Origin of the sequence: Streptomyces sp. NPDC048383, assembly GCF_040651775.1 — a bacterium.
In the GTDB taxonomy this organism is placed as follows: Bacteria; Actinomycetota; Actinomycetes; order Streptomycetales; family Streptomycetaceae; genus Streptomyces.
Genome location: NZ_JBEZKS010000046.1, coordinates 17,526 through 40,028, shown reverse-complemented (window position 1 = coordinate 40,028; position 22,503 = coordinate 17,526). Strand labels below are relative to the sequence as shown.

Genomic DNA, 22,503 nt, shown 5'->3' with positions numbered 1-22,503 from the left:
CGTCACCTACACCGCGGCGCCACCGCCGACTCGCTCGACCGGGACCCACAGCTGGGACGCGGTCCGCGCCCCGGTCTCCACGGGCCGCGTCCGCATGAGCTCCGGGCGGGGTCGGCTCACGTACGGGTTCGAGGGGAACCCTTGGGTGAACACGTCCCGCCCGGCGGCGGCACCCTGGTCCGGTTCTCACTCGACCGCACGGAGCAACCTCCGGCCCACGGAGGGCGATCCGTGCGCGGTCGGGGCTCCGCTTCATGAATTCCTCACGGTCGCTCGCGCAGGATGCGAACACCTCATCGCATCCCGCACTGGAGAACGTGTGCCGAAGCACTCCGCAACCCCCTTCCTGCGCCGCAAGTCGACGATGGCCGCCGGCGCGGCCGGCGTCGTCCTGACCGTGGGAGCCGGCCTGACCCTTTCGCAGGCCTCCGCGGGACAGGCCGTCCCCCGGCTGCCGGCCGCCAACGCGGCCTTCGATTACCAGATCGGGGGCGCGTACACGCCCCCCAGGGGAGTGAAGGTCATTTCCCGCGACCGGTCCGCCCAGCCCGCGGCCGGCCTCTACAACATCTGCTACGTCAACGCCTTCCAGGCCCAGCCCGACGCCCTCGGCTGGTGGCAGAAGAACCACCCCGACCTGGTGCTGCGGGACTCCGCCAAGCGTCCGGTCCTCGACGAGGACTGGGGCGAGGCGCTCCTCGACACCTCCACGGCCGACAAGCGCACCCGACTCGCCAAGGTCGTCGGTGAGTGGATCAAGGGCTGTGCGCGCAGCGGCTTCCAGGCGGTGGAGCCCGACAACCTGGACTCCTTCTCCCGCTCCGGGAACCGCCTGACCCCGTCGCACAACGTCGCCTTCGCCGAGCTCCTCGCCGACCGCGCGCACGCCGAGGGCCTGGCCATCGGCCAGAAGAACACCGCCGAGGTGCTCTCCGACCGGACGAAGATCGGCTTCGACTTCGCGGTCGCCGAGCAATGCGGCCAGTACAACGAGTGCGGGGACTTCGCGAAGGCCTACGCCAACCGCGTCTTCGTCATCGAGTACGAGAACGCAGGCTACGACCGGGCCTGCTCCGCCTGGGGATCGAAGCTCGCGATCGTCCAGCGGGATCTCGACGTCTCCGCCGCCGGCTCGCGGGGCTACCGCTACCGCGCCTGCTGAACCGCGGGGCCCCCACCCCTCTCGGGGCCCCGCCCTCCGTCACCGGAACCCGGGAACCGACCGCCGGACGTACGGTCCGGCATCCCGGTTCCGGTGACGGTCCCGGCGCGGCCCACCGGCTGCGGACGACTACGAGGGGGAATGCGCGCCTCCGCTGAAGCAACCGCGTGGGCTCTCCCGGCATCCTCGGCCACGAGTCCACTCAGGAGGTTTCGAGCAGATGAGTGATCAGGTGGGTACAGAGGCCGACGTCGTCAGGCCGCTCCCGCAACCGCTGCGGGAGCCCGCCCGTGGGGTGTGCGGCGTCATGTCCGGCATGCGGCTTTCACCGCTGGACTTCCGCTCGATACGTGGCATCTCTTTGCTTGTCGGATCTTGCTCAACTTCACCTGGTCGGGATGAAATTGAGACAGGACCTACCAGGTGCAAACGTCCTAAGAAAGCGGCCCGACATGATCCACCGCACATACCCGGACGGTCAGCGGCCACGAACCGCGCGACGCGACCAGGCCGTCAGTACGGCGCCCGCACACAACGCTCCGGGCGACGCCCTGCTGTCCCTGCAGCGGGCGTTGCTGAACGTGCCCGCCGGCCACCACTTCTCGGACGCGCGGGTCCGCCGGCACGAGCGGCGCAACGCGCTGCACACGTTACGCGGGCTCATCCAGCTCGCCCGGCACGCGTCGGATCGGCCCGAGCTGGCATCCGAGTGGCCGGGCATCCCGCTCATCGGCATCTCCGAGCTCGTCGACCGGGTCGAAGACCCGCTGGTCCGGGCCCACTTGGTGGGCAAGATGCTCGCCACCACCGAGTGCGGGGTGCGGCTCGGGATCAGCGACCGCTCCCACCTGCCCACCCGACCGGACCTGGCCGGAGCGTTGGTCACCGTACTCGGCAACCTCGTCGACAACGCCACGGACGCCGTGTTGGACGGCCCCGGCACCGATCCGTGGATCGAGGTCTCCCTCCGTCAGGAACCGGCATCCGAAAACCGGTCCGGCACCGCGGGCGCCGTCGAACTGTGCGTGGCCGACAACGGGCCGGGCGTCGCCGGCGAGCTGCGGAACCGGATATTCACCCGCGGGTTCTCCACCAAGCCCGCTTCGCCGGAGCAGCGCCGGGGCCTGGGACTCGCACTCGTGAAGACCATCGCCGAGGAGCACGGAGGCTCGGTCGCGGTCGCCGACCGCCCGGGCGGGGGCTGCCTGTTCACCGTACGCATGCCGATGCCGATGCCGACCTCCGGACGTCCGTCCGTGTCCGGTCGGCGGGGCGGGGAGGCCCGGTGATCGACGTACTCGTCGTCGACGACGACTTCTACGTTGCCAAGATCAACGCGCATTACGTGGCCGAGGTCCCCGGCTTCCGGGTCGCGGGAATCGCGCACAGCGCGGCGCCGGCGCTCGCCGCCGTCGAGCGGGGAGGCGTCGATCTGATCCTGCTCGATCAGCACCTGCCGAACCAGACCGGGCTGGACCTCACCCGCAAACTCCGGGCGCTGGGACTCGACGTCGACGTCATCATGGTCACGGCCGACCGACGGTCCGCCTCCGTGCGCGCCGCGCTGCGAGCGGGAGTCCTGCACTACCTCGTCAAACCGTTCACGATCGAAAGCCTGCGCGGCAAGCTGGAGGCCTACGCCCAGCTGCGCGCGGCGATCGACGACGCCGACGAGCTGGACCAGGCGCGCATCGACCGGGCGCTCGGCGCCCTGCGCGCGCCCCCCGCGTCCCGCGCCCTGCCCAAGGGGTATTCGGAGCGCACCGCCGAGCTGATCACCCACATCGTGTCGGCCGAGGACCGGCAGGTGTCCGCGCAGGAGGTCTCCGAGCGGGCCCGGATCAGCCGCTCGACGGCTCAGCGCTACCTGAAGTTCCTGTCGGAGACCGGCTCGGTGCGGCTGACCCTCCGGTACGGCGACAGCGGGCGGCCCGAGCACATGTACTCCGGGGCCTGAACCGCATTCCGGCGCCCGAATCGGCCGAGCTCATCCGCGGCGGTCGTTGGATCAATGGGAATTATCCGCTTTCCGCAGTCAAAGTGGTTTGTCGTCACAATCGGAGTGCGCCCGCGGTCATGTCCTAGCCTCCAGGAACCATCAGATTCGGAACCCGGGCCGGAATTCCCGTTCGGACTTCGGCGCCATGACGCGACAGGAAGCCGATCGGTGCTGAACCGCCTCCTCCCCCCGCCCGGGCCGGCTCGGATGCTCGCCGTCATCACCATGGTGATGAGCCTGGGTCAAGGCCTGTGGATAGCCATCAGCGTGCTCTACGCCGTGACGATCGTCCGCCTCACTCCGGGTGAGCTCGGGATCAGTCTCGGCGTGGCGGCCGCGCTCGTGCTCCTGTCCAGCATTCCCCTCGGACACCTGGCCGACCGGGCCGGGCCGCGTACGGTCCAGATGTGGTCGTTCCTCGCGCTCGCCCCGCTGACCGCGGTGCTCCTGCTGGTCGAGGGCTTCTGGGCCTACCTCGTCGTCACGTCCGTGCAGGGACTCGCCTACCGGGCGGGGAACAACGCCCGCAAGGCGATGATCGCGGCCAACGTGCCGCGGATCGACCGGGTGCGCGTCACGGCGCAGATCCGTGCCGCCATCAACGCGTCGGTCGCGGTCGGCGCCTGCCTGGCCGGTCTCGTGATCGCCTGGGGCGCTCCCGTCGGATACGGGGGCGCGCTCCTCTTCACCGCGCTCTGCTTCCTGGTCACGGGCCTGCTCACCGCCAAGGAACCGCCGGTGCCGCCGGTTCCGGCCTCCGCCGGTGCCGCCTTCGCGGTGCTCCGTGACGTACCGTTCCTGCTCTTCACCGCGCTGGACGGACTGCTCCTCACCCATGCGCTGTTGATCGACATCGTGCTTCCGCTGTGGGTCATCCAGCACACCGACGCGCCGCGGTGGATGGGCGCGGTGATCCTCGTCATCAACACCGCCGTCGTCGTCGCGTTCCAGACGAAGGCGGTCCGGGGGACCGAGGATCCCAGGTCCGCCTCCTGGGCCGGTCTGCAGGGCGCGGGGTGCGTTGCCGCCGCCTGCGGGCTCTTCGCGCTGACCGGGGGAGCGGGGGCGGTGACCGCCTGCGTGCTGCTCGTCCTGGGCGCGCTGGTCCACGCCCTGGGCGAGATCCGGCAGGCGGCGGCGAGCTGGACCATCGTGTTCGGTCTGGCCCCCGATCACGCGCAGGGCCAGTACCAGGGGACCTACAAGATGGGCGGCGACCTGGGCAGGATCATGGCGCCGGCCGCCTTCACCTGGTTGATCATCGAACAAGGGGTCATCGGCTGGATCGTCCTGGCCGTGTCGTACGTCCTGCTGGGCGCGGCCATGCCGGTAGTCGTCGCCAGGGGGGTCCGCGAGCGCGGCGGCGACCGCCTGAATGCGTAATTCCGGAAAGATAAATGAGAAAAACGCTTCTTTCGTGCGTCAAGAGGGTCTAGAGGTTCATCGGCGCAAAGGCGCCGGCGCGGAATCGCGTTGCTAGCGTGGCCGAGTCCCGTCACCGACGCATTCGGATTTCCATGACCACAGCATTGAACACGCGTTTGGGCTCCGGTCTGCTTCGCCATGCGAGTGGGCATCCCGACCGCGTAGCCCTGACCATCGGCCGCCGCGACTACACCTACGAGGAGACCGCCCTCACCGCACGACGGTGGGCCGCCCTGCTCGTCGAAGCCGTCGGTGGCCGCCCCCGCAGGGTGGGCGTGTTCGCCCACCGCAGCGAAGCCTCCTACCTGGGCGTGGCCGCCGCACTGTTCGCGGGCGCCGCTTTCGTCCCGCTCAACCGCAAGTTCCCGGCCGACCGCACGCGTTCCATGCTCGAACGCGCCGACGTCGACGCCCTGATCGTTGACTCCGCGTCGTTGGAAGGCCTCGGCGGACTGCTGCGCGGCCTGCCGCGCAAGCCGGTCGTGCTGCTGCCCGACACCCTGCGCGGCAGGGCGGGGGACCTCGGCGACGACGTTCGGGTGCTGGACGCGGTCGACCTCGCCACGGCCGCTCCGCTGGAACCGGGCGGCCTGCCGCCGGTGTCGTCCGACGACATCGCCTACCTGCTCTTCACCTCCGGCAGCACCGGCGTGCCCAAGGGGGTTCCGGTCACCCACGGCAACGCGGGCGCCTTCCTGGAAGCCAACCAGGCGCGCTACCGACTGACGCCGGACGACCGGCTGACCCAGACCTTCGACCAGACCTTCGACCTGTCCGTCTTCGACCTCTTCATGGCCTGGGAGAACGGGGCACGGCTCTGCGCGATGGACCCCCTCGAAATCCTGGCGCCGTTCAAGTACCTGGAGCGCAACGGGATCACCGTCTGGTTCTCGGTGCCCTCCGTGGCCGCCGTGCTCCGCAAGCGCGGCGTGCTGGGACCGGGGACCATGCCCACCCTGCGGTGGAGCCTGTTCTGCGGGGAGGCGCTGCCGCGGGCCTCCGCCGAGGCCTGGCAGGCCGCGGCCCCGGGGTCGGTCGTGGAGAACCTGTACGGGCCGACGGAACTCACCATCGCCTGCACCGTGCACCGTTGGGATCCGACGACCGGTCCGGACGCCTGCGTCCACGACAACGTGCCCATCGGCCGTCCCTACCCCGGCCTGAGCACGCTGGTGGTGGACGAGCGGCTCATTCCGGTGCCGGACGGTACGAGCGGGGAACTCTGCGTGGCCGGCCCGCAGACCACTCCCGGCTACTGGCGGGACCCCGAACTCACCGCGCAACGGTACTTCGCCCACCAGGGCCGTACCTACTACCGCACCGGGGACCTCGTACGGCTCCAGGCCGGCGAGTACGTCTGCCTCGGCCGCAACGACCAGCAGATCAAGGTCGGCGGCCACCGCGTCGAACTGGGCGAGATCGAGGCCGTGCTGCGCCGAGCGGGCGCCGTGGAGGCCGCCGCGATGCTGTGGCCGGACCACGACACCCTCACCGCCGTGGTGACCGGTGAGGTCGACCCGGGCGCGCTGACCGAGGCGTGCGACGCCGCGCTGCCCGCCTACATGGTGCCGCGCTCGGTGCGCGTCGCCGAGGAACTGCCGGTCAACGGCAACGGGAAGGTCGACCGCGCCGCGTTGCGCCGGTGGCTCGACGAGACGGCGCCCGCACGTACCTGACATGACCGATGACCGCGCAGGAAGGGAAAGGCGAGCGACGTGAGCACCAGCGACGTGAGCAGCAACGACGTGAGCAGCAATGATGTGAGCGACGACGATGTGAGCAACGACGTGGGCCACGTCGAGCGACTCATCGCCCGGACCCTCGGCATCTCCGAGGACCGCGTCACGGAAGGACTCGAATACCAGTCGATCAGGGAGTGGGACTCCCTCGGACACGTGTCGCTGATGGTCGCCGTCGAGGGGGAGTACGGCGTCGAGGTCGACGACGAACTCATCCTGACGCTCCGCTCGGTGGCGGCCATCCGCGAGTTCGTCGCCGGTCACGCCCTCGCGGGCGACGACGCCGTCACACCGGCTCCCGAACGCCCGGGGCCGGTCACCGCACCTCTCCGGGACACCCCGCACCGAGGCCTGGAGGGGGTGGTGTTCGACGACACCGCCATCACCCACATCGACGGCGCCGAAGGAGTGCTGGAGTACCGCGGCTACAGCATCCACGACCTCGCCGGGCACGCCTCGTTCGAGGAGGTGGCTCACCTCCTCGTGTACGGCGAGCTGCCGGACGTCGCGTCCCTGGAGGTCTTCCGCAAACAGTTGGCCGCCGCCCGGGCCCTGCCGGCGCCCGTCCTCGACCTGATCCGCGCACTGGCGCACGCGCACCCCATGGAAGTGCTGCGCACCTGTGTCTCGGCCCTCGGGGCCTTCGGACCCCGTCGGACGCCCGGAACCGACGAGAGCTACGTCGAGGCGCGGGCCGCCGGAATCGAGCTGATCGCGCGGATCCCGATGATCGTCGCCGCCCACCACGCCCTCCGCAGCGGGCGGGAACCGTTGCAGCCGGCCGAGGACGCCTCGCACGCCGAGGCCTTCCTCACCGTACTGCTCGGGGAACGCCCCTCCCCGGCCGCGGTCCGCTTCATCGACAAGGGCTTCATCGTCCACGCCGACCACAGCTCCAACGCGTCGGCCTTCACCGCCCGCGTCGCCATCGGCTGCCGGGCCGGCATGACGGCCGCGCTCACCGCCGCCGTCGCCGCCTTCGCGGGATCCGTGCACGGCGGCGCCGCCGAGCGCGTCGTCGGCCTCATCGACGACGTGGGTTCCGCCGAGAACGCCGAGGCGCACGTGGCCGCGCTCCAGGGCCGCGGCGAACCGGTGATGGGGTTCGGTCACCGGGTCTACCGCACGGAGGACCCGCGCGTACGGCACCTGCGGGACACGGTCGTGGAGCTGAGCGAGGAGCGCGGCGACCGCCGCGGCCTCGACATCCTCGACGCGGTGGCCCGGGCCATGCGGCCCTACGGCCGGCACGGAGTCGCCGCCAACGTGGACCTCTACGCCGGGCTCGCCTACCGGCTGCTCGGCCTGCCCGACGACCTGGCGGTGCCGCTCTTCGTCGTGGGACGTACGCCGGGATGGGTGGCCCAAGCCCTGGAGCAGCAGGCGAACAACGTGCTGATCCGTCCGCTGCTGTCCTACACGGGGCCGCACGGTCGGACGTACCGGAACGTGGAGGAACGATGACGGACAGGGCCCCCGGAACGACCGGGCCCCGGGGACCGGCCGGCGGGAACGTACCGGTGGACCTGCCGGCCTTCGCGGCGGACCACGGCTTCGACCTCGGCGCCGTCCCCTACAGCGGACGCGTACTCCTCGAATCCCTGCTGCGTTCCGGCGATCCCGAACGGGCCGCGCTGCTGGGCAAGCGGCTGGCCCGCGGCGAGGAACCCGGCCTGGAGATGTCCTTCAGGCCCGCGCGGATCCTCGTACAGGACTACACCGGCATTCCGCTCCTCGTGGACCTGGCCGTCCTGCGGGACCGGGTGGCCGAGCCCGACCGGGTCAATCCCGCCCTGCCCATCGACGTCGTCGTCGACCACTCCGTCCAGACCGACTGGGCGGGCCGCCCGGACGCGCTCGCCCTGAACGAGGCACTGGAGATGGAGCGGAACCAGGAGCGCTACGCGTTCCTGAAATGGGCGGAACGTTCCTTCGAAGGGTTGCGCGTCACGCCTCCGGGGCGCGGCATCGTCCACCAGGTCAACCTGGAGCAGCTCGCCACCATCGTCGCGCAAGGCCCGGACGGCGTCCTCCTCCCGGACACCGTCATCGGTACCGACAGCCACACGACGATGGTCAACGGCCTCGGCGTGCTGGGCTGGGGCGTCGGCGGTCTGGAGGCCGAGGCGCAGATGTTGGGCCTGGCCCAGCCGCTGCGCGTACCGGAGATCGTGGGCGTCCGGCTCACGGGAGCGGTCAGTCCCGGCACCTCCTCCACCGACGTGGTGCTGACCCTGACGCGCAGGCTCCGCGAGGAGAACGTACGCGCCCTGATGCTGGAGTTCACCGGCCCGGGCGTCGCCGAGCTCACCGCGGCAGACCGCTGCACGATCGCCAACATGGCACCCGAGTACGGGGCGATGACCGCCTTCTTCCCGGTCGACGACGAAACCCTGGACTACTTGCGCCGCACCGGCCGATCCGAGACCGCGGTGGCCCGCGTACGGGACTACTGTCGCCGCCAGCGCCTCCTGCGCGACGGCGCGGAGCCGGTGTTCGGCCGGACCATCGACTTCGACCTCGCCGCGGTCGGCCCTAGCCTCGCCGGCCCCAGCAGGCCCGACCAGCGGATCTCCCTCGGGGAACTGCCCGCGTCCTTCGCCGCGGTGCACCCCGGCGAGGTCCGCACCGAGGACGGGGTGCGCGACGGCGACCTGGTGATCGCCTCCATCACCTCGTGCACCAGCACGTCCAACCCCAAGTCGATGCTGGCAGCCGGGCTGCTGGCCCGTCGCGCGGTGGAGCGCGGCCTCACCGTCCCCGCGCACGTCAAGACGAGCCTGTCGCCCGGCTCCCGCGCCGTCACCCGCTACCTCCGGGACTCCGGACTCCTCGCGGACCTGGAGACACTGGGCTTCCACGTCGCCGGATACGGCTGCATGACGTGCAACGGCGGCAGCGGCCCCCTCAACCCCGGTGTCGGGGAAGCCGTCGACCGGGCCGGGCTGACGGTGGCAGCCGTCCTCAGCGGCAACCGGAACTTCGAGGCCCGCGTACACCCCCAAGTACGCGCGGGCTACCTGGCCTCCCCGGCGCTCGTCGTCGCCCTGGCGCTCGCCGGCAGCGTGCACGCCGACTTGGAGAACGAACCGCTCGGCACCGACCCGGAGGGCAACCCCTTCCACCTGCGCGACCTGTGGCCCCACAGCAGCGAACTCCAGCAGTTGGAGGACGCGTTCGTCACCCCGGAGGTGTTCGCGCGGGACGAGGAACCCGGCTCCTCCTGGGACGCGGTCCCGGTACCGCGGGGCACGGTGTTCCCCTGGGACGAGAACTCCACCTACATCAAGCCCCCCACCTACGTGGACCCGGCCCCGGCGCTCGGCTCGCTCACCGGCGCCCGCGCCCTGCTCGCCCTCGGCGACGACGTCAGCACCGACCACATCTCCCCGGTCGGCGCCATTCCGGCCGATTCGCCCGCCGGCCGGCACCTCACGGAGCACGGGGTCCGCGACTTCAACTCCTACGGGTCCCGCCGCGGCAACCACGAGGTCATGGCCCGGGGCGCGTTCAGCAATCCGAGGCTGCGCAACCGACTCGTCGGCGAGGGCGAGGGCGGCGGCACGACGCTGCACCTGCCCGACGGGGAACGCCTGCCCGTGTTCGAGGCCGCCGAACGCTACGCCGCCACCCGAACCCCGCTGATCGTCCTCGCCGGCCGCAGCTACGGCATGGGATCCTCGCGCGACTGGGCCGCCAAGGGACCCTGGCTGCTGGGCGTACGAGCCGTGCTCGCCGAAAGCTTCGAACGCATCCACCGGGCCAACCTGTGCGCGATGGGCATCCTCCCGCTGCTGCTGCCCGACGGTCAGGGCTGGGCGGACCTCGGCCTCACCGGGCGCGAGGAGTATTCCCTGGACCTCGACCGGGTACGGGAGACCGGCGGGGTACGGGTCGGCGCCGACGCGACGTCCTTCACCGTACGCGCCGACGTGCAGTCGGCGGGGGAGTGGGAGGTCCTCCTCGCCGGCGGGACGCTCCCGTACCTGCTCGGGCGGATGCGCGCCGAGGAGGGCGCGCGGTGAGCGTGCACCTCCTCGACCGGCTCGGACTGCGCGGCGCGCTCGACACCGACGCGCTCACCGCCGGCACGAAGACCTTCGTGCCGGTCCACGTCGGGACCCGGGACGTACCCATCGGCACCGTCCTGGACGTCCTCGACCAGGAGCCGGGCCTGTTGCCCCCGCGCACCGGACACCTGGGCAACTGGCAGGACATCGTGGCGGGCCGGTCCGGTCCCATGGACTTCAACACGGCCGTCTGCGGCGGTGGTTACGGTTACCCGATGGTCTACGGATTCACCCGCACCGAGGCGGACACCCCGGGGGGCGACGAGGCCTACCAGCCCGGTTCGGTCATCGACCGGGGCCGCCGCCAGGTGCTGCCGCTGTTCACCTGGGACGGCACGGCCTTCGTCCGCCGTGACCGCTCCGAGCCGCTGTTCTGCCCGTTGGTGCAGACGGAGGTGGACGGGCAGCTCGTCCCGCTGGCCGAACTGCAATGGCGGCGGATGCTCGCCGTACCGGGCTACCGCTTCGTCCAGTGGGCCGCCGTCATCACCGACAACGGCCCCCTCGTCACGGACATGCTCACCCTGCTCATCGAGCAGGCGCGGACACGGGAACGCAACCAGGCACTCGTCGAACTGATCGGTCACGCGGTACGCCTCGACGGTCGCGTCGACCGCAGCGACCTGCGGGCCGACGGCGACGGATTCGTCCTGGACGGCTTCCGCTACCCCTCGGCCCGCGCCCTCGCCGAGGCGACGATGCTGACGGTGCGCGCCCTGGTGCGACCGCGTGAGTTCTTCGACCGGATGCCCGACCTGCCACCCGTGCTGCCCGTGATGTCGTTGCAGCTCACCAACGTGCTGTTCGGACTCCTGGACACCCACCACCCCGACACCGGGGTGGGAACTCCGGAGCACCCCTTCATCACCCACCTGCACTGGGGCGCCCGGGCCATGGCCGGCTGTCCGCCCCGCAGGAGCGGCTACCTGACCCGGCGCAGCATGGTCCGCTCGCTGCGGGCCATCACCGATCCACTGGTACGCCACTTCGACGTGGTGAACCCGACCGCGTTCGTCCTGCTCCCCGCGCAGGTGTTCATGCTGTGCCCGCCGAGTACGGCCGAGGCGGACGCCGAACGCCTCGCCGGGCTGTTCCGAGCCGTGTCGGGAGCCGCGCCCGAGGACGCCCACGCGACGACACTGACCTGGCTGGACGAGCACCGCGACGACCTGTCGGCGTACCTGCGGAGCCGGTTCCGCAGCTGGGCAGGGGTGCCCGCCGACGGGGACGTCCGCGAACCCTCCGTGCCGGTGGAGCCCGAGGGCTTCCGTTCCCTCACCTTCCGCCAGGCGTGCGCCGCGGTGGCGGCGTTCGAGGAGGTGCTGGGATGAAACTCGCCCACCACGAGGTCGTCATAGCCCTCAAGGAGCCCTTCCTCAGCAACACCGGCGCGACCACCCGGGTGCGCCAGAGCATCGTGACGCTGACCTGGGAGGGGATGGTCGGGCTCGGCACCGCCCGCGGCGCCGCTCCCGCGGACCTGGACGCCTGCGCACCCGTACTGGCCGGCGCCTCCCCGTTCGCCCTGCGCGCGGTGCTGGACCGGCTGGCACACGTGGGCCCCGCGGCCCTGTCCGCCGTGGACATGGCGCTCCACGACCTGCTGGGCAAGGCCTGCGGGCAGCCCCTGTACCGCGTCCTCGGCCTGGACGGGCTGCCGGCGGAACCCACCGCGAGGTCCATCGGAGCCTGTCCGGACGCCGAACTCGTCCGCAGGGCCGAAGAGCTCGCGCACTGGCCGATCCTCAAACTCAAACTCACCCCCGAGGACACCGGCCGTCGGGTGGGGGTGCTCCGCTCGGTCTACGACGGCCGCATCCGCGTGGACGGCAACGGTTCCTGGCCCCCCGACCGGGCCCTACGGGTCGCGGAGGAGATCCACCGGCACGGCGTCGAGATCTTCGAACAACCCGTCGCCCCCGGGTCCCCGGACGACCTGCGCCACGTCCACGAGCGCTCTCCCGTACCGGTCTTCGCGGACGAGGACTGCCAGGGCCCCGAGGACGTCCTGAGGCTGAGCGGACGGGTCGCGGGCATCAACATCAAACTCGGCCAGTGCGGTGGTCTCGCGCGCGCCCGCGACATGATCGCACTGGCCCGCGGCTGCGGGCTGCGGGTCATGCTCGGCTCCAAGGTGGAGAGCGTCCTCGGTACGACCGCCATGGCGCAGCTGGCCGGACTCGTCGATCACCTCGACCTGGACGGCCCCCTCCTGCTGCGCGACGACCCGTTCACCGGCGTACGCGTCGATCACGGCTGGCTCGCCCTGCCGACGACGCCCGGCATCGGCGTCGCACCCCGTGAAACCCCCTACCGAGAGGACCGACATGCGGCTGCGCTGCGCAGTGCTCGATGACTTCCAGGACGTCGCCACCACGGTGGCCGACTGGAGCCCCGTACTGGACCGGGTCGACGTCACGGGATTTTCGCGGCACTTCGGGACCGAGGACGAACTGGTCGCGGCCGTCGTCGACTTCGACATCATCGTGACGCTGCGCGAACGGGTGGCGTTCCCGGCCTCCCTGCTGGCGCGGTTGCCGAAGCTGCGGTTGCTGATCGCCTCCGGCATGCGCAACTCCGTGATCGACTACGCGGCGGCCGAGCGGCACGGCGTCACCGTGTGCGGCACGGGCAGCGCGTCCACCCCGCCGGTGGAGCTGACCTGGGCGCTGCTACTGGGCCTCGCCCGCGGCATCGTCACCGAGAACAACGCCCTGCGCGGGGGCGGTCCCTGGCAGTCCACCGTCGGCGCCGACCTGCACGGCCGCCGCCTGGGCCTGCTGGGGCTCGGCAAGATCGGCAGCAAGGTCGCGCAGGTCGGCCTGGCCTTCGGCATGGAGGTGACGGCCTGGAGCCAGAACCTCACCAAGGAACGCGCCGACGAGGTCGGCGTCCGGGCAGCGTCCTCCAAGGAGGAACTCCTCACCGACAGCGACTTCGTCTCCCTGCACCTGGTGCTCGGCGACCGCACCCGAGGCCTGCTCGGAGCCCCCGAGCTGGCCCTCCTGAAGCCGACGGCCTACCTCGTGAACACCTCGCGCGCCGGCCTCGTCGACCAGGACGCGCTGCTCGACGCACTGCACGCCGGGCGCATCGCCGGCGCCGGCGTCGACGTCTTCGACACCGAACCGCTGCCCGCCGACCACCCGATGCGCACCGCTCCGCGGCTGCTGGCCACACCGCACCTGGGCTACGTGTCCCGGTCCAACTACCGCACGTACTACGGCCACGCGGTCGAGAACATCGAGGCCCACCTCGCCGGCACGCCCGTCCGTCGCCTCGGCTGACGCCCTTCCCTCCTGACCAGCCCCGCCCGTCCCCTTGGAGAACCACCGGTGAGCAGCACACCCCGCCGCATGATGAAGCTCGGCGCCTTCCTGCCCGCGCCCGGCCACCACGTCGCGGCCTGGCGCCATCCGGAGGCCCGCCCCGACGGCGGCCTCGACTTCGACTACTACCGCTCGCTCGTGCGGACCGCCGAGCGCGGAAAGTTCGACATGGTCTTCCTGTCCGACGGCGCGGGCGTCCGCACCAAGTACAAGGACGCCGACGAACTCAGCCGTCAGGGCCGCATGGTCCACTTCGAACCGATGACGCTGCTCTCCGCGCTCGCCGTCCACACCACCCACATAGGTCTGACGGCCACGTCGTCGACCACCTACAACGAGCCGTTCACGGTCGCCAGGCAGTTCGCCTCCCTGGACCACCTCAGCGCGGGCCGCGCCGGCTGGAACGTCGTCACCTCCGCCACCGACGCCGAGGCCAAGAACTACAACCTGGACCGACAGCCCGAGCACGCAGCGCGCTACCACCGCGCGCGCGAGTTCATGGAGGTCGTCACCGGCCTGTGGGACAGCTGGGAGGACGACGCCTTCCTCTACGACAAGGAGTCCGGGCGCTTCTTCGACCCCGAGAAGCTGCACATCCTCGGCCACCGGGGAGAGCACTTCTCGGTCAAGGGTCCACTCAACCTGGCCCGCCCGCCCCAGGGCTACCCCGTCATCGTCCAGGCGGGTTCCTCCCCGGACGGCCAGGACTTCGCCGCCCGCTGGGCCGAGGTGGTCTTCACGGTGCAGCAGACCCTCGAATCGGCGCAGGCGTACTACCGCGGCCTGAAGGACCGGGTCGCGGACCACGGCCGCAACCCGGACGACGTGAAGGTGCTGCCCGGCGTGTTCATCGTCGTCGGCCGCACCCTCGCCGAGGCGGAGGACAAGTACGAGACCCTGCAGGCGCTGGTCGACCCGGTCGTGGGCCTGGGCATGCTCTCGTACCAGCTCGGCATGGTCGACCTCTCCGGCTACCCGTTGGACGGGCCGCTGCCGGAACTCCCCGCGATCGAGGGCAGCACCAGCAAGCAGCAGACGATCTACGAGCAGGCCAGGCGCCAGGGCCTCAGCATCCGCGAGCTGTACTTGGCGGTAGCGGCGGGACGCGGCCACCGCTTCCTGCTGGGCACGCCCGACACCATCGCCGACCAGCTGGAGGACTGGTTCGCGAACGGAGCGGCCGACGGGTTCAACATCATGCCGGACTACCACCCCGGCGGGCTCGACGCGATCGTCGACCTACTCGTGCCGGAACTCCGGCGCCGCGGGCTGGTGCGCACCGAGTACGAGGGCACCACGCTCCGGGAGAACCTCGGACTGCCCCGCCCGTCCCTCGGAGCGGCGGCGAGGACCGGCCGGTGACCGGCCCCAGCACCGGCAGGACCGGGACGAGCACCGGCAGTACCGGCACGAGCACCGGCAGGACCGCGCCACGCACCCGGACCGGCAGGGCCGCGACCCGTCACCCACTCATCCCAGTCATCCCAGCGAGGACCTGAACCATGCCGAAAGTGCTACTGCTCTCCCGCCAGCCGCTCGCCACGCGCCCGCTGCACGACTGGTTGGACCACACCGCGGACGACATCGTGCTGGTGACGATGCCCAAAGCGGTGACGGGCGCGCAGGACGTGCTGGCCGAGCACTTCCCCCAGCACCTGATCGTCGACGACTACCACTCCTGGTCCGCGGAACGGGCGGCCGAGCAAGCCGCGCGCAGCCACGGGGTGGACCTCGTCGCGAGCAGCAGCGAGAACGACGTGCTGCGGGCCGCCCGGCTGCGGGCACGCCTCGGACTGCCCGGCCAGGGCGTCGCGTCGGCGACCGCCTACCGGGACAAGGTCGTGATGAAGCAACTGGTGGCGGCGGCCGGCATCGCGGTTCCCGCGTTCGCCCCGCTCGACAGCCCCGCGGACCTGCTGGACTTCGTGGAGGCCGAGGGGTACCCGGTGGTGGTCAAGCCCCGCTTCGGTGCCGGCGCCGCCGGCGTGTCGGTGCTGCGCGGCCCGCAGGACGTCACGGACTTCCTGGCGGGGGAGCGGACCTCGGACGTGCCCTACCTGCCGGGGCAGTGGATGGCCGAGTCCTTCGTCAGCGGCGACTTCTTCCACATCGACGGCATCATGCGCGACGGGCGGGTCGTGCACGCCTGGCCCGCGCAGTACACCAGCGGCTGCGCCGAGCGCATCCACGACGAACTGCACCTCGGCAGCGTGATGCTGGCGGCCGACGACGAGCGCACCGCCGTACTGGTCCGCATGGCGGCCGAGGTCGTGGCGGCGCTGCCCGCGGCTCCCCACCCGCTCGCCTTCCACCTGGAGGCGTGGATCGACGGCGCCGACGCCCCGGTGCTGTGCGAGATCGCCAGCCGGGCGGGCGGCGCGCTGATCGCGCAAGCCTACGAGCGGGCCTTCGGGGTCCAGCTCGCCCGGGAGGGCCTGCGGGGGCAGTGCGGCGCCGAACTGATCCTGACGGAACAGCCCGCGACCCCGGCCGCCCTGGTCGGCTGGGCCATGCTCCCCCCGGGACACGGGGAGTTCGTACCCCCCGCCGGGACGTGCCCGGTCCCCGGGACCCGGTTCGAGCTGCTGATGGAGGCGGGCTCCGAGGGCAAGGGCGTGACCCATCTCCTGGACTCGGCCGCCTCCCTGTTCGTCGAGGGACCGACCGCGGACTCCGCGCGTCGGCGCCTGATGGCGGCGATCGACTGGTGGAACGAGAACACGGCCTGGAAGTAGCCGACCCGCCCCCCACCCGAGAGGAACAAGGACCACCCTCATGTCTTCGTCCGAACACGTACTGGTCGTCGGCGCGGGCCGCGACTTCCCCGCCCGCATCCGCGACGCCCGCCCGGGTGCCAGGACCACGGTCATCTGTCAGCTGGACTCGATCGCCAAGATCCGCCGACCGGGGGACAACGCACGGGTCCTGTGCCTGCGCGGTGACGCCCCCGATCAGGAATGGATCGACGTCGCCGCCGCCGCGCACGCCCACGACCCGTTCACCCGCATCGGTACCTTCGGGGAACGCGACCAGGACCGCTACGCGGCGATCTCCGACGCCCTCGGCCTGGGCGGCCACACCGCCCGGACGGTGGCAGTGGTGCACGACAAGCACGCGATGCGGGAGCGGCTGCGCGAGGCGGGCATCGACACCACCGCGTGCGCGCGGGTGGCCGATCCGGACGAACTGCGCTCCTTCGTGGAGGTGTACGGCACCCCGTGCGTGGTCAAACCGATCTCCAGCGCGGGCAGCGCGGGCGTCACGAAGGTGACGGACGGGACCGGGCTGGACGGGGCCTTCGAGCGCGCCCTCGGCAACCACCTCGGCCTGACCAACACGGGCGTCCTGGTCGAGGAGTTCCTGGAGGGACCGCAGTTCAGCGTCGAGGCGTTCTCCGAGGCGGGCGAACACGTCCTGGTGGCCGTCACGCGCAAGTACTCGGATCCGCGGACCTTCGTCGAACTCGGCCACGTCTGCCCGGCGTCGCTGCCCCGGGACGACGTCGCGGTCATCGAGGCGTACGTGTTCTCGGTGCTGGACGCACTCGACGTGGGGTTCGGGCCGACGCACACGGAGGTCGTCCTCACCCCCAAGGGACCGCGGCTGATCGAGACGCACGTCCGCATGGGCGGCGACATGATCCCGACGCTGACCCTGGAAGCGACCGGGGTGGACACGGACGACTGCACGGCACGCCAGACGCTCGGCGAAGCGGTGCTGCCGGGGATCCGCGCGCAGCTCGCGAAACCGGTGGAGGAGGTCCGTAGTTCCGCGATCTGGTTCGCCTCGGTGGAGTCCCGCGGCACGCTGGAGGAGATCCTCGGCCTGGAGCGGGCCCGAGCGCTCCCCCACGTGACGGAGGTGGACGCGATGGTCTCGCCCGGCGCACGGGTGGGGGAACTGGAGAGCTCGCTGTCGCGGGTGGCCTACGCCCGCGCCCTGGGGGCCACCGAGGAGGAAGCGGTCAGGGCGGCCCGGGAAGCGGTCGAGGGCCTGGAGTTCCGCATCCGGTCCGGGGCGCGGAACACCGACACGGTGTAGCGACGTACTGTGCCGCCGGTGCGCGGATGAACGTTCCGGTCATGGTTCCTGCTGGCCCCGCTGGACACCCGACGGGCCTCGGGGGCTCCGTGGGACGGTCTCCCGCGGACGGTGTGACGGTCAGGATGGCGCCCCACCGCTGAACGGCGAGCCGGCGTTCCCGTGGTCCGCGCAACGGGGTCGCGCCCTCGACTTCCGCCGCACCGGATCTCCAGCGGGATCGTTGATGCTTGTTCTGCGGCGCTGCCGTTCGCGGCCACGAGGCCGGCCACACCCCATTCTGCGACCGACCCCGGTCACGCACGACGAAGGGACACCACATCGATGCGCCTCCTCCTGATCGGTCCGCCCGGTGCCGGCAAGGGCACGCAAGCGGTGCGCCTCGCCGCCCACCTGTCGATCCCGCACATCTCCACCGGTGACCTGTTCCGCGAGCACATGGACCGGGGAACCGAACTCGGGCAGCTCGTCGGCACGCACATGCGCGCGGGCCTGCTGGTACCGGACGAGGTGACGATCGAGCTGCTCGACGAGCGTCTCGCCCGCCCGGACACCGAGCGCGGGTTCCTGCTGGACGGCTTTCCGCGCAATCGCGCCCAGGCGCACGAGTTGGACGGCATCCTGGCCGCCTCGGGGTCGCGCCTGGACGCCGTGCTCGACCTGGAGATTCCCGACGCGGAGGTGGTGGGCCGGATCGCCGGACGCCGGGTGTGCCGTCAGGACCGCGGACACGTCTTCCACGTCGAACACAGCCCACCCCAGGTGGCGGGAACCTGCACCGTCTGCGGGGGCGAGCTGTACCAGCGGGAGGACGACGGCGAGGCGACTGTGCGTAGGCGGCTGACGGTTCATCACCGCGAGACGACGCCGGTCCTCGACCACTACCGGGACCGGGGATTGGTGACCACCCTCTCCGCCCTCGGCCCGGTCGAGGAGGTCCTCGCCCGCGGGCTGGCCGCGATCGGCCGCAGCCGGGTCGACGTCGCAGGTGTCGCGAGCCACTGACCTGCCCTGGGAACGCGGGAGGGCCCGCCACCCACGGCGGACGTCGGTCGACCTCCGACGTCCGCCGTGCGGTGGAGGAAGCCGAGGAACCGGACGGCCGGGCATGATCAGGTCATGGACATGCCGAAGCAACTGACACAGGCCGCCGAGGACGGCGACGCGCAGGCGGTGGCACGGCTGCTGGACGCGGGTGCCGACGCGGACGATCCGCACACGGATCGGCGTACCGCGCTTGAACTGGCGGTACGGGCGGGGCACGTGGAGGTCGTGAACCTGCTCCCCGCCGCCGGGGCCGATCCGCACCGGTGGACGGGTGAGTGCAACGAGCTGACTCCGCTGCTCGACGCGGTACGTCGAGGTCACCTCGCCGTGGTGCAAGCGTTGCTCGACGCCGGCGCGCCGACCTGCGGTACCGGCGGAGAGCCTCAACGGGGAGCGGGCCCGCTCGTCATCATCGCCCAGGCGCCGCCCTGCACCGCGTACACGGTGAGCCCGCGGTTGACCGTGTCGCCGTTCCCGTCGAAGGCGACGCGGCCCGTGACACCGTCGAAGGACTGTCGGGCCACGGCTTGCGGCAGTTTCGCCCGGCTGTCGGAGGGGAGGGCGCCGCCGTTGGCCGCCGCGACGCCCTTCACCGCCTCGATCAGGCTCCACGTCGCGTCGTAGGCGTAGGGGCCGTACCAGCCGGCGGCCTCCGGGTAGCCCGCGTTCCGGTATCGGGCCAGGAAGTCCTGCCCCGCCGCCGATTCCTCGGCGGGTGCGCCGATGTTGGTCGCGAGGTCGCCCTCCGCCTTCGGGTTCGCCGTCAGGTACTGCTGGTCGAAGATGCCGTCGCCGCCCATCAGGGGCACGGTCACCCCCGCCTGCTTGAGCTGCTGGGAGAGCCGTCCCGCGGTGTCGTAGTAGCCGCCGAAGTAGACGGCGTCGGCCCCCGAGGACCGCGCCCGCGCGGCCAGCCCCGCGAAGGTGAGTTCCGCGGGATGCACCTGCTCGGTACCGACGACGGTCCCGCCGAGCTTCGTGAACTCGGTGGTGAAACCCTTGGTGAGGGTGGTGCCGTGGGCGCTCGTGTCGTCCACCAGGTAGACCTTGGTCTTCTTCGCCTTGCCGTGCAGGTACTGGGCGGCCATCGGCCCCTGGTCGACGTCCGTCGTGACGGTGCGGAAGTACGTGGAGTAGGGGCGGGACGTGGTACCCGCGGCCCAGTCGGGGCCCAGCGTCAGCACGGGGTTGGTGTTGGACGGGGAGACGACGGCCATGCCCGCCCGCGCCAACGGCGGCACCAGGGTCTGGGCGACGCCCGAGTTGAAGGGGCCGACGACGCCGAGCACCTTCTCGTCCGAGACGAACCGGGCCGCGTTCGCTTCGCCCCGGGCGGGGTCGGCCACATCGTCCAGGGCCTTGATCTCGAAGGTCACGCCGGGGACGTGCCGGGTTTCGTTCGCGGTCCTGACCGCGAGGTCGGCGGAGTTCTTGATGCCGACCCCCATCGCGGACATCCCGCCGCTGAGCGGTGCGTCCACGCCGATCACCACCGTGACGGAAGACCCCGCCTTGCCGTCGCCGGCCGCCCCGCCTCCGCCGGGCGCGTCCTCGTCCCCGGTGAGCGTCCAGGTCAGAACGGAACCGGCGGCGAGGGTGGCCAACGCCGCGCCCAACACCACCGAGCGCCGGGTGAGTGCGCCCCGGCGGGCGGACGTACGGCTGCCGGGGCCCAGCTTCGTGGCCGGCATTCCGAGCGTGACGGGATCGCCTGCCGGAGGTACGGGTACGCGAGGGTCGGACGGCCGGTCCGGCACGGGTACGGGAGGCTCGGACGGCCGGTCCGGCACGGGACGCCGCGGCGCGTCCGCGGCGGAACCGGAATCCAGGACCGTGGCGGTCCGGGGCGCGGGGGTTCCCGGCGGCGCCTCCTCCGGCGCGCTCGGAACGGAGTCGGACCCCGCCGAACCGTCCGGGACCGGAGCGGAACCGGTCCCCGCCGAACCGTCCGGGGCCGGAGGAGGAGTCACCGTCGGCCCGGAGGCCCGCAGCACCGATGCCAGCATCCGCGCCGCCTCCGCCGCGCCCACGCGTTCCGCCGGATCCTTGGTGAGGAGCGCGTCCAGCAGGGGCGCCAGCGGTCCCGCGTGGACCGGCGGCTGGTGGGGGCGGGTGAAGACGGCCACCGCGAGGGCGTGCAGCCCCTCCGCGGCGAACGGCGGGTGCCCCTCGACCGCGTGGTAGAGCGTGGCGCCGAGCGCCCACAGGTCGTTGGCCGGGGTCGGACGCTTGCCCTCCAACTGCTCCGGAGGCATGTACTGGGGCGTTCCGATGACGATCCCGCTGTGGCTCAGCTTGGTCGTGGCGTCGGCGAGGTGGGCGATGCCGAAATCGGTGAGGACGACGCGGTCCTTGGCCAGGAGCACGTTGTCCGGCTTGATGTCGCGGTGGATGATCCGTGCCGCGTGCGCCTCGGTCAGCGCGTCGAGCACGGCCGCGCCGATCTCGGCCACCCGCCGCACGGGCAGTCGGCCCCGGCCGCGCAGGGCGGCGGCGAGGGATTCCCCGCGGATCAACTCCATGACGATGACGGGGGATCCGTGATGCTCCACGACATCGTGGATGGTGATGATCCCGGGGTGGCTGAGAGTGACCGCTGCCCGCGCCTCGCCGGTGAACCGCCTCAACAACGCGGCGCGGTCGCCGTCGTCCATCCCCGGGGGGAAGAGGATTTCCTTGACGGCGACCTCACGGTCGAAGAGCTGCTGGTCAAGGCCACGCCACACCCGGCCCATACCGCCCTGGCCGATGCGTTCGACGAGCTGGTACCGGCCGGCGATGAGTTCGGAATTCTGCTCGGTCACGCGCACACTCTAGGTCCTGATGAGCCGGTCGGGTGACGAAAGAAGTGGCTTGATCAGGCACCCGACGACGTGGACGCCCAGTACGGGCCCAGCGCGCCGGATGGGGGCGACCCGCGGCGTCGCCCGACGTCAGCGGTGTTCGGCGGCCATGGCGTCGAAGGTCTCCCGCATCATCCGGTCGATGGCTCCGGGCCGGCCGATCAGGGAATCGAACAGGTCGGCGAGCGTCCACAGCACGAAGCCGTGCACCAGCGCCTCCTCCGGCGGAACCGGCCCGTACCCGTCGCGCCACGCCACGGTGTCCATGCCCATCGCGGCGGCCATGAGGACACCGGTGACCATCGGCACCTGAGCCGGGTCCGCCGTCTCGAAAGCGGGAAGTCTGCGGATCACGGCGGGGATCAGATCGCCGAGAGGATCCAACCGGTTCTCGCCACCGGCTTGTTCGGCGATCAGGTACCCGGTCAGCACGCCCACCAGGAAGACCGTGCCCCGGGACACCTCCTCGCGCCCGTACGCCTCCACAGCGGCCCCGATCCGCCGCCGCGCCTCCTGACGCTCCTCGGCTGGTGTCCGCTTCTCCAGGACACGGTACGAGTCCCACGCCGCACGGATCGCCTCGTCCACGACTACGCCTTCATTGGTCATGGAGCGACGGTATGCGAGACGAGGCACCGGCCGGGACCGCGCTCCGGCGTCCCGGACGTGGCGGTCACGCCACGAACCGCCCTTCCTGCGGTCGCCGGGCCGGTGATGTTGCCGTTCCGGCAACTTCCGTAGGCCCCCGGCACGGTCCGACGCATCATCGACGGCGCGCCCTCCCCTCCCGGGACGGGTCGGACGGACGTTTCGTGCTTCGGCACGACACGACGAGCAACAGGAGGATT

At 71.6% G+C, this 22,503-nt stretch carries 16 protein-coding genes and 2 pseudogenes; 15 read left to right on the top strand and 3 right to left on the bottom strand.

Translation table 11 applies throughout. From position 1 onward, the window contains the following. Positions 1 to 6 precede the first annotated feature (6 nt). Positions 7 to 159 (bottom strand): annotated as a pseudogene (locus tag AB0D46_RS27465) (AraC family transcriptional regulator); the annotation flags it as partial. A 160-nt stretch (positions 160 to 319) separates the two neighbouring features. Between AB0D46_RS27465 and AB0D46_RS27460 the strand changes: the two are divergent. The 15 genes and pseudogenes from AB0D46_RS27460 to AB0D46_RS27390 form a co-directional block, all read left to right on the top strand. Continuing rightward, entirely contained in the window at positions 320 to 1,162 is an 843-nt protein-coding gene (locus AB0D46_RS27460) for an endo alpha-1,4 polygalactosaminidase (RefSeq protein WP_362881289.1), read from the top strand. A 452-nt stretch (positions 1,163 to 1,614) separates the two neighbouring features. Next, positions 1,615 to 2,451 (top strand): ATP-binding protein, encoded by an 837-nt coding sequence (locus tag AB0D46_RS27455; protein ID WP_362881287.1) that lies wholly within the window; start codon positions 1,615 to 1,617, stop codon positions 2,449 to 2,451. Then, complete coding sequence (locus AB0D46_RS27450; RefSeq protein ID WP_362881286.1) at positions 2,448 to 3,119, top strand: response regulator; 672 nt, start codon at positions 2,448 to 2,450, stop codon at positions 3,117 to 3,119. Before AB0D46_RS27455 ends, AB0D46_RS27450 begins: the two co-directional genes overlap by 4 nt. Positions 3,120 to 3,329: 210 nt before the next feature. Next, a complete protein-coding gene (locus tag AB0D46_RS27445) occupies positions 3,330 to 4,544 on the top strand; it encodes an MFS transporter (RefSeq protein ID WP_362881284.1) in 1,215 nt (404 codons plus the stop codon). 134 nt (positions 4,545 to 4,678) lie between these two features. After that, a complete protein-coding gene (locus AB0D46_RS27440) occupies positions 4,679 to 6,262 on the top strand; it encodes an amino acid adenylation domain-containing protein (protein ID WP_362881282.1) in 1,584 nt (527 codons plus the stop codon). Positions 6,263 to 6,301: 39 nt separating this feature from the next. After that, a complete protein-coding gene (locus AB0D46_RS27435; protein WP_362881280.1) occupies positions 6,302 to 7,789 on the top strand; it encodes a citrate/2-methylcitrate synthase in 1,488 nt (495 codons plus the stop codon). Next, positions 7,786 to 10,350 carry an aconitate hydratase AcnA gene (gene acnA / locus AB0D46_RS27430; protein WP_362881278.1) on the top strand — a complete coding sequence of 855 codons (2,565 nt, stop codon included), beginning with the start codon at positions 7,786 to 7,788 and terminating at the stop codon, positions 10,348 to 10,350. Before AB0D46_RS27435 ends, acnA begins: the two co-directional genes overlap by 4 nt. Beyond that, positions 10,347 to 11,726: a DUF6025 family protein gene (locus AB0D46_RS27425; protein WP_362881276.1), complete on the top strand. Its 1,380-nt coding sequence runs from the start codon at positions 10,347 to 10,349 to the stop codon at positions 11,724 to 11,726. Before acnA ends, AB0D46_RS27425 begins: the two co-directional genes overlap by 4 nt. Continuing rightward, positions 11,723 to 12,751, top strand: coding sequence for an enolase C-terminal domain-like protein (locus AB0D46_RS27420; RefSeq protein WP_362881274.1), 1,029 nt, complete (start codon positions 11,723 to 11,725; stop codon positions 12,749 to 12,751). The genes AB0D46_RS27425 and AB0D46_RS27420 overlap by 4 nt, the downstream gene beginning before the upstream one ends. Continuing rightward, positions 12,723 to 13,682: a D-2-hydroxyacid dehydrogenase family protein gene (locus AB0D46_RS27415; RefSeq protein WP_362881272.1), complete on the top strand. Its 960-nt coding sequence runs from the start codon at positions 12,723 to 12,725 to the stop codon at positions 13,680 to 13,682. The genes AB0D46_RS27420 and AB0D46_RS27415 overlap by 29 nt, the downstream gene beginning before the upstream one ends. 48 nt (positions 13,683 to 13,730) lie before the next feature. Further along, positions 13,731 to 15,086, top strand: coding sequence for an LLM class flavin-dependent oxidoreductase (locus AB0D46_RS27410; protein ID WP_362881271.1), 1,356 nt, complete (start codon positions 13,731 to 13,733; stop codon positions 15,084 to 15,086). 140 nt (positions 15,087 to 15,226) lie between these two features. Beyond that, positions 15,227 to 16,459 (top strand): hypothetical protein, encoded by a 1,233-nt coding sequence (locus AB0D46_RS27405; RefSeq protein ID WP_362881269.1) that lies wholly within the window; start codon positions 15,227 to 15,229, stop codon positions 16,457 to 16,459. Between the two features lie 40 nt (positions 16,460 to 16,499). Beyond that, positions 16,500 to 17,765: an ATP-grasp domain-containing protein gene (locus AB0D46_RS27400; RefSeq protein WP_362881267.1), complete on the top strand. Its 1,266-nt coding sequence runs from the start codon at positions 16,500 to 16,502 to the stop codon at positions 17,763 to 17,765. Between the two features lie 324 nt (positions 17,766 to 18,089). Next, positions 18,090 to 18,770, top strand: coding sequence for an adenylate kinase (locus AB0D46_RS27395; RefSeq protein ID WP_362881266.1), 681 nt, complete (start codon positions 18,090 to 18,092; stop codon positions 18,768 to 18,770). A 114-nt stretch (positions 18,771 to 18,884) separates the two neighbouring features. Continuing rightward, a pseudogene (locus AB0D46_RS27390) lies at positions 18,885 to 19,160 on the top strand (ankyrin repeat domain-containing protein); the annotation flags it as partial. 35 nt (positions 19,161 to 19,195) lie between these two features. Here the strand turns inward: AB0D46_RS27390 and AB0D46_RS27385 are convergent. Together AB0D46_RS27385 and AB0D46_RS27380 are read right to left on the bottom strand one after the other, a co-directional pair. After that, positions 19,196 to 21,616, bottom strand: coding sequence for an ABC transporter substrate-binding protein (locus AB0D46_RS27385; protein WP_362881264.1), 2,421 nt, complete (start codon positions 21,614 to 21,616; stop codon positions 19,196 to 19,198). A gap of 129 nt (positions 21,617 to 21,745) precedes the next feature. After that, positions 21,746 to 22,264, bottom strand: a complete 519-nt coding sequence (locus tag AB0D46_RS27380; RefSeq protein ID WP_362881262.1) for a hypothetical protein — start codon at positions 22,262 to 22,264, stop codon at positions 21,746 to 21,748. Positions 22,265 to 22,503 lie beyond the last annotated feature (239 nt).

Bases quoted from the DNA above. Each gene is read 5' to 3' on its own strand.
- AB0D46_RS27380 (WP_362881262.1), bottom strand. From the start codon at position 22,264: ATGACCAATGAAGGCGTAGTCGTGGACGAGGCGATCCGTGCGGCGTGG.
- AB0D46_RS27415 (WP_362881272.1), top strand. From the start codon at position 12,723: ATGCGGCTGCGCTGCGCAGTGCTCGATGACTTCCAGGACGTCGCCACC.
- AB0D46_RS27405 (WP_362881269.1), top strand. From the start codon at position 15,227: ATGCCGAAAGTGCTACTGCTCTCCCGCCAGCCGCTCGCCACGCGCCCG.
- AB0D46_RS27420 (WP_362881274.1), top strand. From the start codon at position 11,723: ATGAAACTCGCCCACCACGAGGTCGTCATAGCCCTCAAGGAGCCCTTC.
- AB0D46_RS27440 (WP_362881282.1), top strand. From the start codon at position 4,679: ATGACCACAGCATTGAACACGCGTTTGGGCTCCGGTCTGCTTCGCCAT.
- AB0D46_RS27395 (WP_362881266.1), top strand. From the start codon at position 18,090: ATGCGCCTCCTCCTGATCGGTCCGCCCGGTGCCGGCAAGGGCACGCAA.
- AB0D46_RS27400 (WP_362881267.1), top strand. From the start codon at position 16,500: ATGTCTTCGTCCGAACACGTACTGGTCGTCGGCGCGGGCCGCGACTTC.
- AB0D46_RS27455 (WP_362881287.1), top strand. From the start codon at position 1,615: ATGATCCACCGCACATACCCGGACGGTCAGCGGCCACGAACCGCGCGA.
- acnA (WP_362881278.1), top strand. From the start codon at position 7,786: ATGACGGACAGGGCCCCCGGAACGACCGGGCCCCGGGGACCGGCCGGC.